Source organism: Myroides albus (assembly GCF_024722315.1).
Lineage (GTDB): Bacteria > Bacteroidota > Bacteroidia > Flavobacteriales > Flavobacteriaceae > Flavobacterium > Flavobacterium album_A.
Window position 1 is genome coordinate 1304561 of the sequence record NZ_CP102754.1, and the last position, 15756, is coordinate 1320316.

General features: G+C 34.4%; 14 protein-coding genes. 6 read left to right on the forward strand and 8 right to left on the reverse strand.

The window, feature by feature from the left end; translation table 11 throughout:
• Positions 1–37 precede the first annotated feature (37 nt).
• Complete coding sequence (locus NWE55_RS06095) at positions 38–793, forward strand: SDR family oxidoreductase (protein ID WP_155090823.1); 756 nt, start codon at positions 38–40, stop codon at positions 791–793.
• A gap of 57 nt (positions 794–850) precedes the next feature.
• Here the strand turns inward: NWE55_RS06095 and NWE55_RS06100 are convergent, their stop codons facing one another.
• The 5 genes from NWE55_RS06100 to NWE55_RS06120 all read right to left on the reverse strand — a co-directional run bounded on the left by NWE55_RS06100 (position 851) and on the right by NWE55_RS06120 (position 6875).
• On the reverse strand, positions 851–2968 hold the full coding sequence (locus tag NWE55_RS06100; RefSeq protein ID WP_373425574.1) for a prolyl oligopeptidase family serine peptidase: 2118 nt from the start codon (positions 2966–2968) through the stop codon (positions 851–853).
• Between the two features lie 157 nt (positions 2969–3125).
• Positions 3126–3680: a DUF4625 domain-containing protein gene (locus tag NWE55_RS06105; RefSeq protein ID WP_258204663.1), complete on the reverse strand. Its 555-nt coding sequence runs from the start codon at positions 3678–3680 to the stop codon at positions 3126–3128.
• 46 nt (positions 3681–3726) lie between these two features.
• Positions 3727–4068: a hypothetical protein gene (locus NWE55_RS06110; RefSeq protein ID WP_155090820.1), complete on the reverse strand. Its 342-nt coding sequence runs from the start codon at positions 4066–4068 to the stop codon at positions 3727–3729.
• Positions 4068–6434 carry a TonB-dependent receptor gene (locus NWE55_RS06115; protein ID WP_155090819.1) on the reverse strand — a complete coding sequence of 789 codons (2367 nt, stop codon included), beginning with the start codon at positions 6432–6434 and terminating at the stop codon, positions 4068–4070. The genes NWE55_RS06110 and NWE55_RS06115 overlap by 1 nt, the downstream gene beginning before the upstream one ends.
• A 69-nt stretch (positions 6435–6503) precedes the next feature.
• Complete coding sequence (locus NWE55_RS06120) at positions 6504–6875, reverse strand: hypothetical protein (protein ID WP_155090818.1); 372 nt, start codon at positions 6873–6875, stop codon at positions 6504–6506.
• Positions 6876–7089: 214 nt separating this feature from the next.
• Here NWE55_RS06120 and NWE55_RS06125 point away from each other — a divergent pair, with 214 nt between their 5' ends.
• From NWE55_RS06125 to NWE55_RS06145, 5 genes are all read left to right on the forward strand, one after another.
• A complete protein-coding gene (locus NWE55_RS06125) occupies positions 7090–8652 on the forward strand; it encodes a phosphoethanolamine transferase (protein ID WP_155090817.1) in 1563 nt (520 codons plus the stop codon).
• 114 nt (positions 8653–8766) lie between these two features.
• Positions 8767–9960, forward strand: coding sequence for an aromatic amino acid transport family protein (locus NWE55_RS06130; RefSeq protein WP_155090816.1), 1194 nt, complete (start codon positions 8767–8769; stop codon positions 9958–9960).
• A gap of 151 nt (positions 9961–10111) precedes the next feature.
• Positions 10112–11284, forward strand: a complete 1173-nt coding sequence (locus NWE55_RS06135) for a BamA/TamA family outer membrane protein (RefSeq protein WP_155090815.1) — start codon at positions 10112–10114, stop codon at positions 11282–11284.
• A 12-nt stretch (positions 11285–11296) separates the two neighbouring features.
• Positions 11297–13012, forward strand: a complete 1716-nt coding sequence (locus NWE55_RS06140) for a phosphoethanolamine transferase family protein (protein WP_155090814.1) — start codon at positions 11297–11299, stop codon at positions 13010–13012.
• Positions 13013–13027: 15 nt separating this feature from the next.
• Entirely contained in the window at positions 13028–13996 is a 969-nt protein-coding gene (locus NWE55_RS06145) for a PCMD domain-containing protein (RefSeq protein WP_155090813.1), read from the forward strand.
• Between the two features lie 73 nt (positions 13997–14069).
• Here NWE55_RS06145 and NWE55_RS06150 read toward each other — a convergent pair whose 3' ends face one another.
• From NWE55_RS06150 to NWE55_RS06160, 3 genes are all read right to left on the reverse strand, one after another.
• Positions 14070–14453: a DUF805 domain-containing protein gene (locus tag NWE55_RS06150; RefSeq protein WP_155090812.1), complete on the reverse strand. Its 384-nt coding sequence runs from the start codon at positions 14451–14453 to the stop codon at positions 14070–14072.
• 113 nt (positions 14454–14566) lie between these two features.
• Positions 14567–15184 carry an FAD-dependent oxidoreductase gene (locus NWE55_RS06155; protein ID WP_258204664.1) on the reverse strand — a complete coding sequence of 206 codons (618 nt, stop codon included), beginning with the start codon at positions 15182–15184 and terminating at the stop codon, positions 14567–14569.
• A 1-nt stretch (position 15185) separates the two neighbouring features.
• Positions 15186–15380, reverse strand: coding sequence for a hypothetical protein (locus tag NWE55_RS06160; RefSeq protein ID WP_155090810.1), 195 nt, complete (start codon positions 15378–15380; stop codon positions 15186–15188).
• Between the last annotated feature and the right edge of the window lie 376 nt (positions 15381–15756).

The following is a 15756-nucleotide window of genomic DNA, read 5'->3' on the forward strand; positions in this document are numbered from 1 at the left end:
ACAGCCTATATACTTTTGAGTTTTAAATCAATTCGATATGAAACTCAAAGGAAAAATAGCGCTTATTACAGGTGGTTCAAGTGGCATAGGAAAAGCTACAGCCCAATTATTCATTCAAGAAGGAGCACAAGTCATAATAACCGGTAGAGATAAAATTACCCTTGACCATACAGTTCAAGAATTAGGTCATCATACCATTGGTATTGTAACGGATGCTGGATCCATGAAGGACCTAATGCACCTCAACGAAGAACTACGTCAATACACCTCCCATTTGGACATTGTGTTTGTCAATGCAGGTTTTGGTAAATATGCGCCTTTAGAGCTTATTGACGAAGTGCATTATGAAGAAATGTTCAATACGATTGTGAGAGGAACTTTATTTACTGTACAACAAGTCTTACCTCTAATGACTAACAATAGTGCTATCGTACTAAACACCTCTATCGTCACGGAGGTAGGTATGCCAAACTCAAGTGTCTATTCTGCAGCTAAATCAGCTGTGCAATCATTCACTAAGACCTTTGCATCAGAATTAATCAGTAGAGGAATACGCGTTAATGCTGTATCGCCAGGCCCTATCCAAACGAATTACTTTGATCGATCAAACTTGTCAAAAGAACAAGTAGACTCATTTACTACTTCCTTCGCACCACAAGTGCCTATACAGCGCTTCGGTCTTGCATCTGAAGTAGCAGAGGCAGTTATGTTTTTAGCTTCTGAAGCTGCTTCATTCATCGTAGGTACAGAGCTAAGTGTAGATGGAGGCTTTCCAAAAATCAAAACAAAATAAAAAGGCGAGTCAAATAGTTGACTCGCCTTCTTGTTTCTATTTCATACGAAGTATGAATTATTTCAATTTCTTGATTCCCATGCTGTAAAGTGTAAATGCCTGTAAATCTACATGCTCTTGTACTTGTTGAGCAATCGATTTTCCAGCACCATGTCCAGCATTTGTTTCAATGCGGATTAACATTGGGTTATTACCTGTATTCTTAGCTTGTAATTCAGCAGCGAATTTAAAGCTATGTGCAGGTACTACTCTATCATCGTGATCACCAGTTGTTACCATTGTAGCAGGATAAGCAACAGCTTTCACATTGTGTAGAGGAGAGTATCCTTTAATATACTCGAACATCTCTTTACTATCTTCAGATGTACCATAATCATACGCCCATCCAGCTCCTGCTGTAAATGTATGGTAACGCAACATATCCAATACTCCTACTGCAGGTAAAGCAACTTTCATAAGGTCTGGACGTTGAGTCATTGTAGCACCAACTAACAATCCTCCATTTGAACCACCTTTAATTGCAAGGTAATCTGATGATGTATACTTGTTGTCGATTAAATACTGAGCTGCAGCGATAAAGTCATCAAATACATTTTGTTTTTGCATCTTTGTTCCAGCAACATGCCATTCTTTACCATATTCTCCTCCACCTCTTAGGTTAGGTACCGCATAGATACCGCCATTCTCTAACCAAATAGCATTTGCAATGCTAAATGACGGTGTCAAACTAATATTAAAACCTCCATACGCATAAAGCATTGTAGGGTTTTTGCCATTCAGTTCAGTACCTTTCTTATAGGTGATAATCATTGGTACTTTTGTTCCGTCCTTAGAAGTATAGAATACTTGTTTAGATTCATACTGAGAAGAATCAAACTTAACTTTTGGTTGTTCGTATATTTTAGAAACTCCTTCTTTAGGATCAAAAGCATATATAGTTCCTGGTGTAATGTAGTTCGTAAAAGAATAATACAACGTTGTATCCTCTTTTTTACCACCAAAACCACCAGCTGTACCAATTCCTGGTAGTTCAACCACGCGAATTTCCTTTCCTGTATAGTCGTATTGTTTAACAAATGATACGGCGTCTTTTAAATAACTTGCAAAGATATATCCTCCACCTTTTGTAGGGTTAAGTACATTTTCAGTTTCAGCAATGAAGTCAACCCAGTTCGCTTGACCTGCATTGGTAGCATCTACTGTAACCACTCTTGTATTTGGCGCTTTGTAATCCGTAGCGATATACAGTTTACCATCTTTGCTGTCCAACACATTATTACTGCTATCAAAGTTATTCACCACAGTAACAATAGGGCTATTCGCTTTCGTTAAATCTTTTAGGTAAAGTTCATTACCATAAGTTGAATTAGCTGCAGTAATCACTAAGAAGTTATTATCCCCTGTAACGTAACCACCTACGTAACGTCTTTTCTGATCTTGACCAAAAATAAGCGTATCGTCTTTCTGTGCAGATCCCAATTTGTGATAATACAATTTATGTTGATCTGTCTTAGCAGATAATTCACTTCCTTCAGGCTTATCATAGCTTGAATAGTAGAATCCTTCGTTTTTATACCAAGAAACACCACTAAATTTCACATCTACTAAGGTATCCCCGATTACGTCTTTAGTTTCTGTATCTAATACAATCACTTTTCTCCAGTCACTACCTCCTTCAGAAATAGCATAGGCCACTTTGCTACCATCTTCAGAGAAGTCAATACTACCAAAAGAAGTAGTACCGTCTTTTGAGAACTTATTAGGGTCTAAGAATACTTCTTCTTTCCCCTCCTCATTCTTGCGATACAAAATCGATTGATTCTGCAATCCGTCATTCTTAAAGAAATAAGTGTACTTGCCTTCTTTAAATGGAGCTCCTATCTTTTCATAATTCCAAGCCTCTTCCATTTGCTTCTTTAACTCATCTCTAAATGGAATCTGACCAAGGTAATCAAAGGTTACTTCATTCTCTGCCTTAACCCAAGCAGCTGTCTCTTCAGATCTATCGTCTTCCAACCATCTATATGGGTCGGCCACTTCAACACCAAAGTAAGTATCTACCACATCTCCTTTGTGTGTTTCAGGGTATTTAATCTCTTTATTTGAGTCAGTATTTCCTTGTTTACAAGAAATAATAACTGTTGCCACAATAAGTGTCATAAATGTTTTTCTCATAGAATATTAGGGTAATTATTAGTTAAGAAACAAATATAAATAATTATCGACATTATCTTTCCAATTAAGCATTAGAATACCGCTAAATCGGTATAAAGTAAAAAAACAGATCAAGTTTTCACTTGACCTGTTAGAAATAAAGCTTGAGAAAAGATTATTAGTGATTGTGATGGTGGTCGTGATCATGATCGTGCCCACTTCCATTTCCTGGATCTACAATCTCGATGTTGCGAAACACCATCGATTGATTTCCAGCTTTGTCAACAACCTTTACGACAAAATGGTACTTTCCTCTTTTAGCATCTTTATCAATCACAATTTCGTGATGGTGAATATGATCATTCTTTTTTCCATATATATCATCCCAAGTGCGATTAAATCTAAAAGGAGTTCTTCCTTCATTTTCCTCATCGTGGTCGTGATCATGGTCATCGTGTAGAACAGTCAAACTATGCGTATGATTTCCACCTCCGTGATTATGTCCATCAAAATTATTGTGTATATCGACATTGTATGATCCAAGTGCTTCGTTATCCGACAAATCCATATCAAAGTGGATATCCTTGCCTGCTTCTAACTTTGCCCCTTCTGCAGGAGCATTTAGAATAACTACAGGTGGTTCTGTGTCAACGTTATCGTCACCAGCAGTACACGACGTTAAAAAGGCAGAACTAAGAACGAAAGAAAAGGCTATATATTTAATTGTTTTCATTTTTATTAATTTTTAAATTTAAAAGATATTACTTCTGTTGTGTTGTCTATATATGTGTAAGAAACAACACCTCAGGAGGTCCTCTTAAATAATAATAAAAAGTATCAAAACTGTATTTGCTTAATAGATAGAAATCATCAACGCAGTGATAAGCTAACTCGACAATTACCTCCCATTGAATTGAATCAAACTCAAGTAAAGGAGAAATCTTAAACAAATATTGATCACAATAGTGAATACTATTGCTATTGACATATTCTAATACCTTAGTTCTTCTTCCAAAATCATGCTTTATAACAACAAAGTGTAAAACATTGCTGATGTGTGGTATAATAAATACCGATAACATCAATGTCAACCACAGAACACGAATGTTCTTTTTGTTCATTAAAAGGGAATTTGAATCATTAATTGAATTGATCTACCTAATTCTGGTATTTCTAATGGACGATAAAAACTCATGTGATTAAGGATCTTTCTATCGAAGATATTCGTAGCTACTAAACTTGTTTTTGCTTCAAAATTTCCAACTCTTATAGAAGAAGTTATACCTGCTCCAAAACTAAAAGAGCTCGGTGTAATTGATTCTCCTTGGGCGATTCGCTCTTGTTTAGCATACCACTTGCCATTGACAAATGCTTCTGTATTTTTAAACACCTTCCAATCGTTAAGCTCATACTTTAACTCACCAAAGAAATTCATTGGTGGAGAAAATGGCAAAGGATAATTCCCTTTCTTGCCATTTGAAATTTGACGATTGTAGATATACTCAAATACTCCATCAAAAACAAAATGCTGTAAGAAACGCTGCTGTACTTTCCATTCAAAACCTGATATAAATGCCTGTGATTGAGAATATTCATAAATCTGGCCACTATCTGGTAAAACAGAGAACTTACCTGATGGCTTCAGGAAAATATAGTTAGAAAAAAAGTAAGCATAAGGACTAAGAGTTGTATTGAAGTTATCACTGTCATAACTTGCTCTAAAATCAACAGCAACCCCTTGCTCAGGCTTCAGATTACTATTTCCTTTCTCATGTCTAAAAGCTCCGTGGTGAACTCCATTTGAAGCCATTTCAATTGCTGTAGGAAACCTAAAGTTCGTCCCAAAAGTAGCAGCAAACTTAACTTTATCAGTATAATCGTACTTCGCTCCAACCATTGCATTAAAACTTGTAAAATCCTTATCTGTTTTATGGCTGCGCTGTGCATAGTCTGCTGCAAAATTATGAGAATGCCCATTCCCTCTCAAATAATCGTACAATACTTCGTCGTAAAATGGTTTAATATGAATTTCGGCATAATCAGCACGCACTCCTGCCTCCCAAGTTAATCGTTCATTCACAAAATGCTCATGCGTAGCAAATGCACCAATGCCAAATCGATTAAACTTTGGCAATAAAAAGCCATAACCTGCAATTGTATTATTCTGATAAGTGTACTGTACCCCAATAGTACTTTTGTGATTATTAGGAGACAAATACTCATACTTCACTGCAGCATCAAAAGTATTCAAATTGAACTCTAACTCTAAATTAGGGTCTTTTGTAGGTGCTTGTTGATTATCAAAGTGCGAGTGAAAAAGGCTACTTTCTTGTCGTTTATTATTCTGAAAAGAAAGCAAAACACTAAACTTACTATTATCAGTAAGGTCATAGCTAAAATTGTTCGTTACTTTAAAGTGATTCACACTTTGATTTGGCAGCCCAATATTGCGGTGATTACCATCATCTACAACACTTGATATATCAGGTAGTCCATGTGATCCAGGGAAAAAACCACTTTTGTCGTACACATTACTCAAACTCAATACATTTTTAACCTTTCCATCTACATAGCCAACTTGAGCATACAAGGCTAAGTTCTTCCCTGCTGTATTTTTCATTCGCCCACCGTAAATTGGGATATCCGTATTCAAGTAATATATTTCCTTTGTGGGCACCCTATAATCTCCATAATCTTGTGCAGTTGCCTTCAATTTATAAAAGAACTTGTCTTCACGTGCTTTCAATTGAATTGAAGCACCATAAGAATCGTTGACAGTCTTGCCAAATATCGTTGCATTCCCAGAAAAAGAGTGTACTTCTGGAACCTTTTCATTGTTGATTTTAATTACTCCACCAATAGCATCACTTCCATATTCAATAGCTCCAACCCCTTTTACTACTTCTACTTCTTCTGTACTAAAGGCATCGATTTCTAATCCGTGATCAGCTCCCCATTGTTGTCCTTCTTGCTTCGCTCCGTTCTCAGCCACCGCAACACGGTTAAATCCAAGTCCGCGAATAATAGGTTTGGAAGCACCCGCTCCAATCTCCATAGCATTAACCCCAGGTATATTCTCAAGGGTCTTAGCTAATGATCCAGAAAACTTCTCAACAAGTTCTTTGTTAGAAATCTTTTCCGTATTTCTAACCGTTTGTACTCCTTTTGAAGAAATAACTACTTGATCTAAAAGTGTGTTATCATCTTTCAGATGAAAGTGTAAATTTAAATCTGAACCTACATTTAACTCCTGCTCAATGGAAGTATAACCAATAAAGCTTATTCTAAAACTATGTTGACCTGCAGGAACACTTTGAAATAAAAACTGTCCATTAAGATCTGTTAGTGTAACGTATTCTCCTAATTGTATAGTACTACCCACTAATGCCTGTCCATAACTATCTGATACTTCTCCGCGAACATTATAATTCTGTGCAGAAACGCAGATGGAAAACATTAGAGATAACACCAAAAGTGATAATCTCATACTTTGATAATATTTTCGTTTAATAAAATACTTATCCTTACTCACATAAGATGAGAAGGAAAAAAACAATTAAACGAATACAGGAGGTGCCCTGAGAGAATAATACACATGAGATAAAGGAATGAAAGTTTGTACAACTTCTTGTTGTACTTTCTCATGATGTTCAAAAGAACTAAAGGCTAGTTCTAAAATAGGTGTAGTATCAGCAGGAATAATAATATCACATGCGAAACATTTTTCAAGTTCATTGTGATTAACCTTGTATTCTAACCTATTGCCACTATCCTCACGCTTTTCATTAAAGTGAGCGTGTGTACTGTGTTCATTTGCATAAGATATAAACGAAGTAACGTGTTCATAGCTATGTATGAACTGAAATACTGTAGTAAACAAAACTGCTACTATCAGTAAAACCCTCGCTATGTTTATTCTTCTTTGCATAGTGCAAATATAAATAAGTATCTCAGATACTAACCCAATAGACTCATTTTTTTTAAACTATTTAAACTAACAAGAAAACGTTAAAGGTATAATAATGAAGTTAATAAACTCAATAAAACAGACAAACAGACAACAAATGACAATTCAAAAGTTAAACAAATACATTATATGTACGAAAAAATGATAAAATTTAATTAAATTCGCAAAAAAAACTTTGAAAAGTCAACTTACTAAACAAAAATCAATTTCCTTTGCCATCCTTTTGATTGCATCTTTTTTACCTATTTTTATTAATAGTGACGAAGCTTTCTTTAAGTTTTCTAACAATATATATTGTTGGCTTTTAACTTTTGGCTTTTTCATTCTATCTTCAACAATAATAAAGAATAAAATAGGACTATCATTCGCATATTTGATTAATCTACTAATTACCATCAATTTCTTCCAAGTGATTGTTGCACGATTTAGCTACAACAGTAGTTTTGATACAAACATGGCAATGAGTACCTTAATGACTACAACAAAAGAAGTAAGAGAAATATTTATTTCACTTATGCCTTATATACTTATTTCTATACTCTACTTCATAATTGTAACGTATTGCGCCTATAACTTAAATTCGCTAAAGAAAACTAAAACAGTGAAAGCAATTGTCATTATAACACTTTTGCTATTTATTGGAATAACTATAGATGGTCTTAGAAACAAAAAGAAAAACTTAGATTTAGAGCATATTAACGGTATTCGCTATGAACGTTATCTAAATAAAGTACCATTATTTACACTTCGTATATACGAAGAAGCTTTTGCTATTATCCGCAATACAAAAGAAATGTCAGATGATGTACACACGTATGGCAACCTAACAACAACAAACAATAACTTACAAAATGTTATTATCCTTTTAGGAGAATCTCAACGTAGAGATGCCTTATCTCTATATGGTAATTTAGAAAAAACAACACCCTATATTGATAAAAGAAAAGATAATTTACTAATCTACAACAATGCTATAGCACCGTCAGGCTCTACAATACTTTCCGTTCCTTACATGTTAAGTAGTGGCGTACCAAACGCAAGTAAATATGATCTTCACTTTATCAAAGACAATGTAATTAACCTTGCAAACCAAAGTAATATTTGGTCCACCTATTGGTTGTCTTCTCAAGAAAAGTATGGAAAGTACGTAAGTACGATATCACTCCTTGCAGAAATGGCTCAAAACAAAGAGTGGAAAGATAAAAGTCATGATGAATCTGTCCTTAAACTATTAGATCAAGCTTTAGCAGACAATAATAAAAAGAGATTTATTATCATTCATATCAACGGCAGTCACTTAGATGCTAATCAACGTTATCCAAAAGAATTTGATGTATTCAAATCGAATACTGAAAAAGCTATCAATGAATACAACAATAGTGTATTGTATACTGATTTTGTCATGGAACAAATCATCCAAAAAATAGAGAATACTAATTCTATTCTTATTTACTTATCTGATCACGGTCAAGTATTCAAAAATCACAATTACAAACACGGATGGAGTAAAAAGGGAATTGATGTTCCTTACTTTATCTGGCACAGTAATTCAGTTGATCAAAATTTTAAGATTACAGGACAAATAAACGATACTATATCGACTACAAATCTGTATGAACACACTAAGTACTATCTTGGATTAGATACAGGAATGACAAAAGATGCGAATAAGGAAAATAAAATCCTCACAGGAAATATGGAACTCAAAAATTATAAAGACCTTGAGCAAGATAATTGATACCTCTATCTTTCAATCTAACGACTAAATAAACATATTTGATCATTGTAAAACTGCTTATAGTATATAAAGGTTTAGCTTTTTCATACCTTTGTAGCTTAACGCATAGAAAAAATGAATAGTAAACTTTTAGGTAGTATTTTAATTATTGCGGGATCCTCAATAGGAGCAGGAATGTTAGCCATGCCAATTTCTTCGGCTGGAGTTGGATTTATTGGATCTTCGTTATTACTATTCTTACTATGGTTTGTCACTTGCTATACTGCTTTGCTAATGGTAAAGATCTATGAGTTTAACTCGTGCACTGATGGATTTGACACCTTGACTAGAAAATATACTAATCTATTTGTCAATCGCATTGCTGGGTTAAGTTTGATGTTTTTAATCTACTCTTTGACAGCAGCCTATATGACAGGAGGGGGAACGATTTTAAAAACAAATATCGACCTGGTATTTAACTTAGATATCAACAGAAAGTTTGCAATCATTTTATTCTCTATCCTCTTTAGCACGATAGTCATCATCGGTACCAAATCAGTCGACCTTATTACCAGAGGGCTATTTACAGCTAAAGTTATCTTTCTAATCGTATTAGTAATATTAATGATACCTTTAATTCAAGGCATTAATTTACTTTCAATGCCATTGAAGCAAGGGCTTATTATTGCTGCGATCCCACCTATCTTCACTTCATTTGGCTTTCATGGCAGTATTCCAACGATAGTCAATTATCTTGGGGGAAACAAGAAGTTACTCAATAGAGCATTCATTTTAGGGAGTTTGCTTCCATTAGCGATATATTTAATCTGGCAAATCGTAGTACTTGGCAGTTTAGATCAAACAACATTTATGTCTATACTTAGACAAAGAGAGCCTCTTGATGGCTTGATCATGAGTATTCGACAAGTAGCAAAATCAACCTATATAGAAACGCTATTTAGTCTGTTTTCAGCTGCAGCATTAGGAACATCGTTTTTAGGTGTTAGCGTTGGTCTTTATGATTATTACAAGGATTTATTAAAAAACAAATCTTCCAAAGTAATCCCTTCTTTATCAGGTGCACTTACTTTCCTTCCTCCTCTGGGTTTTGCCCTATTCTACCCTGAAGGTTTTATGAAGGCATTGGGTTTCGCAGCGATAGCAGGGGTGATTCTCGCTTTGGTGGTACCCGTCATTATTTTTGTTCGAGCAATGCAATTTCATCAGAAAAAAGTTACATTATTTAACAAAATAGCAATTTACACAACTTTATCCGTGTCCTTCATTATTATTATTGGTCAAATACTAATAGTAATGAAAAAAGTATAAACATTATACGAATGGCTTATGTATTTCTTAACATTAAACTAATTATTACTAAAAACAGTTAAGAAACTTACTTTACGCTCCTTATTTCAGAGCTTTGAGATTTTACTCGAATACATATTTCGTACCTTTGTGGATTAAGATTTTTGATAATATGAAGCAAAACTATATACATATACAATTGCTCATTATTATGTTCTTTGTTTCGATGATATCTATGGCTCAAGAAACCCAAGAACCTGATAATAGCAATATTACCCCAGACAGTGTTACTACTAAAAAAAAATTCACTGAGCGGATTGTAAGTTATTTCGAAGAGGCGAAAAAAGATAAATCAGATAAAAAATTTGACTTATCTTTTATTGGTGGCCCAAGTTATTCAGTAGATACTAAACTTGGCCTTGGAATAGTTGCCTCTGGTTTATATAGACTTGACAAAGAAAACATGGAGTTACCTCCTTCAGCTGTATCTATATATACCAATTTTACGACAAGTGGTTTCTTCTCAATTGGCTTAGAAAACACAACTATTTTTCCCAATGATGATTACCGCCTAAACTACGACATGAACTTTGCTTTCATGCCAAGTAAATTTTACGGAGTTGGTTATCAGGCTGGATCGGCAAATGAGTATTCCAAATACGATGAATATCGCCTGGCTTTAAAGTTAGATGTATTGAGAAAAGTATTGCCAAATACATATGTTGGAGTAACTTTTTCTGCTCAAAATTTCAGAGCTAAAAACTTCGAAAAAGAAGAAATGATTCCCGAAGGAGATATGCTAAGTACAGCAATCGGAGGAGGTTTTATTCTTCAATATGATTCCCGAGACTTTATTCCCAATCCCTCAAAAGGATGGTTTATTAAATACGAGCAAGTCTTTTTCCCTAAAACACTTGGGAGTAATCACCACTTTGGGCGAATTGACTTTACTGCCAGAACGTATCAACAAGTATGGAAAGGCGGGCTTTTGGCATTTGATTTGAACGGTAGCTTCAACAATGGAGATGTTCAATGGAATATGCTCTCCCTATTGGGAAGTGCTCGACAAATGAGAGGGTACTTTATGGGCCAGTATAGGGATCGAAAGCAGCTAAACACACAAGTTGAATTAAGACAGAAAATCTATAACAGACATGGAATAGCTATTTGGGGTGGAGCCGGTAATGTATTTGAAAACATCAAGAATTACGATTGGAAACACACCCTTCCAGCTTATGGTATAGGTTACAGATGGGAATTTAAAAACCGCGTCAATATCCGATTAGATTACGGCATAGGAAAAGGACAAAGTGGCTTTTACTTTAATATTAACGAATCGTTCTAAGAAATAAGACAAATGACTACGACTGAAAAAAAAGGGATTGTTTCAAAAATAATAAACAATCCGAAAGCTTTGTTTTGGTTTTATATAACTGTAAACATGGTTCCTTCCATCTATTTCTTTTTCAATGCACCTGTAAATCTCTTTGGGAAGATTGTTACCCTATTATTCCCTTTAGGGTTTTATATATTTATTTTATCCGCATTTAAGAACACAGGAAAGTGGCAAATTATTTACTTCCCTCTACTCTTCTTGCATGCTTTTCAAATTGTATTATTCTATCTGTTTGGAGAAGATGTGATCGCCGCAGATATGTTTCTCAATGTAGCAACTACAAACACAAGTGAAATTAATGAATTATTAGGTAGTTTGCTACCATCAATAGCCCTTGTTTGTTTTCTATATTTACCTGCTACTATTCTGGCCATTATGCAATGGAGAAAGAGGATTTATCTGGATTGGGCTTTCCGAAAAAAAGTATTCCTTCCTTCTTTCGCTATTTTAGCAGCAAGTTTAATTTTGTCTTTTTGGAGTGAAAACACCAATTCAAATACATTCGCCTTTAATCAACATGTGTATCCTATTAATGCCATTCACAACTTGGGGTTTGCAGTCAATAAATGGGATAAAGTAAAGCGATATCCAATAACTTCAGAAGGATTCAAATTTCACGCTGTAAAAGAAAAGAAATCACAGCAAAGAGAAATATATGTTCTGATTGTGGGTGAGACAAGTAGAGCTGACAATTGGCAACTTTATGGTTACGACAGACCTACCACGCCCCTACTCAGCAAACAAGATAATCTGTTTGTCTTCAAAGATGCACTAACGCAATCTAATACAACACACAAAAGTGTATCTATCATTTTATCAGATGCCGAAGCGAGTAATTACAATATCATATACAATAGAAAAGGAATTGCTCAAGCATTCAAAGAAGCCAATTTCAAAACAGTTTGTATTTCTAATCAAGCTGAAAATTCATCATTTATTGAATACTTTACGAAAGAAGCTGATATTTACAAGACGATTCGCACAACTGATTCAAAGACAAGAATGACCCAAAATCACTATGATGCAGAATTAATTCCCATCATGGAAGAAATCATCAATAGTACTGAAGACAACCTGTTTATACTTTTACACACCTATGGTTCACACTTTAATTATATGGAGCGCTATCCAAAGGAGTTTAAACAATTTATGTCTGACGAAATCGCAGGTGTAAAAAAATCAGAGAGGGAGCATTTACTAAATGCCTATGACAACACAATTTTGTACACTGACTACTTCTTATCAAGCACAATAGACGCCTTGAAGAAAACAAATGCCTCTACAGCATTACTATACACCTCTGACCACGGAGAAGATTTATTTGATGATAAGAGAGGGAAGTTCTTACATGCTTCACCCACACCAACTTATTATCAATTAAGAATACCTTTATTCGTATGGTTTTCAAATGAGTATAGCGCTGAGAATCAAAATAAAATAGAGGCTATTTCAACTAATGTCAACAAACCTATTTCTACAAATGCAATCTTTCATACCATGTTAGATATAGCAAGTATAAAAACAAATTATTTAGAACAAGACCTGTCTTTAGTCAACCCCATTTTTGTAACAAAAGAACGGGAATATCTAAACGACCATGATATTGCAGTCCCTTATCGAAAGATGAATCTCAAAAAAGAAGACTTTGAGATGTTAGAAAAAAACAACATTCACTAATTAAACAACAAAAAAATGACAACACTGAAACATATATTAGCAGCCACCTTACTTAGCATACCAGCTCTTTGCTTTGCCCAAAAGGAAAAAGTCGAATTGCTGCCTTATGGCAATATGGATAAGTGGATGGTAAGAGAAATTAAAGAGTCTTTCCTCATTGGTGGAAACACACAATACTTGTACTCTATCACTGATCAAAAAGACACATTAAAAGACAATACACCATATAAAAGTACCAAATCTCCTTGGGCTACTTCCTCAGTACTTGCAACTGTTAGCGGCATTACGAAAGGAAGTGTAACCGTTTTTCCTGAAAAGAGAAATAGCGGTTTTGCAGCGAGATTAGAAACGCGAATAGAACGTGTAAAAGTATTAGGTGTGATCAATATAAATGTACTTGCAAGCGGAACAATATTTTTAGGAGAAATGGTAGAACCCATAACAGACACTAAGAACCCACAAAGTAAATTAGTGACGGGTATTCCATTTACAAAAAAGCCAAAAGCCCTTCAATTTGATTACAAAGTGACAACAGGTGGTCCTTCTAAAAAAGTAAATGGTATGGGAAAAGGTACAGATGCCAACAGAAATGATATGGCTGAAATACAGATACTATTGCAAAAACGATGGGAGGATAAAGACGGAAATGTACATGCTAAAAGAATCGGAACTGGGTGGCAACGCTTTAGCAAATCGGTAAAGGAATGGCAGAACAAACACCGCATCCTTGTAAATTATGGCAACATATCCAAAGAAAGTTACTATGGAGATTATATGTCGTTGCGAAGTGGAGAAATGGCTTACTACACGAGAAATAGTAAAGGTAAAATGGTTCCTATTTTAGAAGAAGAATGGGGAGATAAAGACGATGAAGTTACCCATATTATTGTTCAATTTTCTTCAAGTAATGGGGGAGCATATATAGGAAATACAGATAGTAGACTTTGGATAGATAACGTAGGTTTAGTCTATGACGTGAAATAAGATAATGCAAATTGCACCTCAACATTTTGAATACAAAAAAAAGCATTTAATTACTTAAATGCTTTTTTTTATCTTAGAAATTTGTTTGCCCAATTTCATTGATATCTTCGTGTGGGTTCTTTGGATCTTTACCATACTCATTTGATCCTGCATTACCTTCTGTTGCAAACCATACAAGTAAGATAATTGCTCCTACTAAAGGAATCAATGCAAGAAGAAGAAGCCATCCGCTTTTTCCTAAATCGTGTAAACGACGAACAGAAACTGCTAAACCAGGAAGAAGTACAGCTAAGCTATAAATACTTCCAATAAATCCAGTTCCTAAAACATAATCTACTACAGCTAATACAAGTGACACTAATATGTTTATCAATGTAAACATCCAATACTCTTGTCTTCTTGCTCTACCATTAAAATCAGCATAATGCTCTTTAATTACTTTTAAATACCATTCCATAGGTCTAATTTTTTTTAAAACTTTAACAGCAAATTTACAATTTATTAAATTATAAAAACAAAAAAAGCAATTAAAAAATTTTAATTGCTTTTCAATATTAGTTGATTATGATCTTATTTCTTTCTTAAACTATCGTGACTATGCGTCTCAACGCCTCCATTCCATAGCGTTAAAATATCTGTTGCCACCGCTGCTCCACTCCCAGCCGCAATAGTCAATTGGCTTCTATGTCCAGCCAAAGTTCCTGCAACATATATGCCCTCAGCCACTAAGTGATCTTGATTTCTTAACTGTATGCGATTTTTAGAAGCTAAAGACTTTTGATGAGGCTCTACAAATTCTTTTAGTCCTTCAATGTCAAAAGAAGGACTCGAATTAACAGCTACTACAACAATATGAGCATGATAAGTATTCTTATTCGTTAAAACCTCGTAACTATGATCTCTCTTGATTACAGACAATACCTTCTCTCCCTCAATTTGACTGATTTGAGGATAAAACGACAAATAATCTAATGACTCCTTCAGTAAAGTACTTCCAAGTGTTCCTGGTTTAATTCCATAAGCGTTATTAAAAACAGCATCTTGAAGCATTGAAGCTTTTTGGTGTGTGATAATTCCCACTCTCTTATCTTTTGCGAAATCCTTCTTAAAAGCACTACCGAGAATTTGAGCACACGAAACACCTGATACACCACCACCTAAAATCAAAACATCATAGATAGCTACCATTCTACTTTGTTTTATTCTGAATAATTTTAGAAGTGCGGTAAATCAATAGAATGCAAACTCCACATAGTAAAGCAACAATACTTATTAACGCAATCAAACTATCTCCCTGAAATAGATTATTAAAATCAAGCATTGTAACATTAAAAATAATCAATGCTGCAATTACAACGAACATAACGTAAGTAAATATTTTCATTTTCTGTTATAAAGAATTTGAGATTATTGTCCGAAAGTACAAAAATATTATTTATTCATATTAAGCTTTAACAAAGCACGCTTGCAATTTAACATCAACACAAAAACTTTATGATAACTAACAAGTAAATTTAAGTAAGGGCTATTATTACTGAAACAAAAATTACATTGGGATGTGAAATCTACCTCAACTAACGAAAAACATTCAATATAAAAAGAGGCAATAACAAGTTGAAAATAAGCAGCAAATAGTCAAGTTTACTGCAAATAGAAACAGATATCATGCAAAAGAGAGATTCTCCTCTACATTCCTCAAGTACTTTATAGCAAAGAGTTCTTTATTTCTACTTAGGACTTTCGTACTTCTTACTTAATCT

What these genes read in the sequence shown, in the direction of transcription:
- NWE55_RS06130 (WP_155090816.1), top strand. Translation starts at nt 8,767, where the DNA reads ATGAATAGTAAACTTTTAGGTAGTATTTTAATTATTGCGGGATCCTCA.
- NWE55_RS06155 (WP_258204664.1), bottom strand. Translation starts at nt 15,184, where the DNA reads ATGGTAGCTATCTATGATGTTTTGATTTTAGGTGGTGGTGTATCAGGT.
- NWE55_RS06100 (WP_373425574.1), bottom strand. Translation starts at nt 2,968, where the DNA reads ATGAGAAAAACATTTATGACACTTATTGTGGCAACAGTTATTATTTCT.
- NWE55_RS06110 (WP_155090820.1), bottom strand. Translation starts at nt 4,068, where the DNA reads ATGAACAAAAAGAACATTCGTGTTCTGTGGTTGACATTGATGTTATCG.
- NWE55_RS06160 (WP_155090810.1), bottom strand. Translation starts at nt 15,380, where the DNA reads ATGAAAATATTTACTTACGTTATGTTCGTTGTAATTGCAGCATTGATT.
- NWE55_RS06145 (WP_155090813.1), top strand. Translation starts at nt 13,028, where the DNA reads ATGACAACACTGAAACATATATTAGCAGCCACCTTACTTAGCATACCA.
- NWE55_RS06105 (WP_258204663.1), bottom strand. Translation starts at nt 3,680, where the DNA reads ATGAAAACAATTAAATATATAGCCTTTTCTTTCGTTCTTAGTTCTGCC.
- NWE55_RS06095 (WP_155090823.1), top strand. Translation starts at nt 38, where the DNA reads ATGAAACTCAAAGGAAAAATAGCGCTTATTACAGGTGGTTCAAGTGGC.
- NWE55_RS06135 (WP_155090815.1), top strand. Translation starts at nt 10,112, where the DNA reads ATGAAGCAAAACTATATACATATACAATTGCTCATTATTATGTTCTTT.
- NWE55_RS06115 (WP_155090819.1), bottom strand. Translation starts at nt 6,434, where the DNA reads ATGAGATTATCACTTTTGGTGTTATCTCTAATGTTTTCCATCTGCGTT.
- NWE55_RS06120 (WP_155090818.1), bottom strand. Translation starts at nt 6,875, where the DNA reads ATGCAAAGAAGAATAAACATAGCGAGGGTTTTACTGATAGTAGCAGTT.
- NWE55_RS06150 (WP_155090812.1), bottom strand. Translation starts at nt 14,453, where the DNA reads ATGGAATGGTATTTAAAAGTAATTAAAGAGCATTATGCTGATTTTAAT.
- NWE55_RS06140 (WP_155090814.1), top strand. Translation starts at nt 11,297, where the DNA reads ATGACTACGACTGAAAAAAAAGGGATTGTTTCAAAAATAATAAACAAT.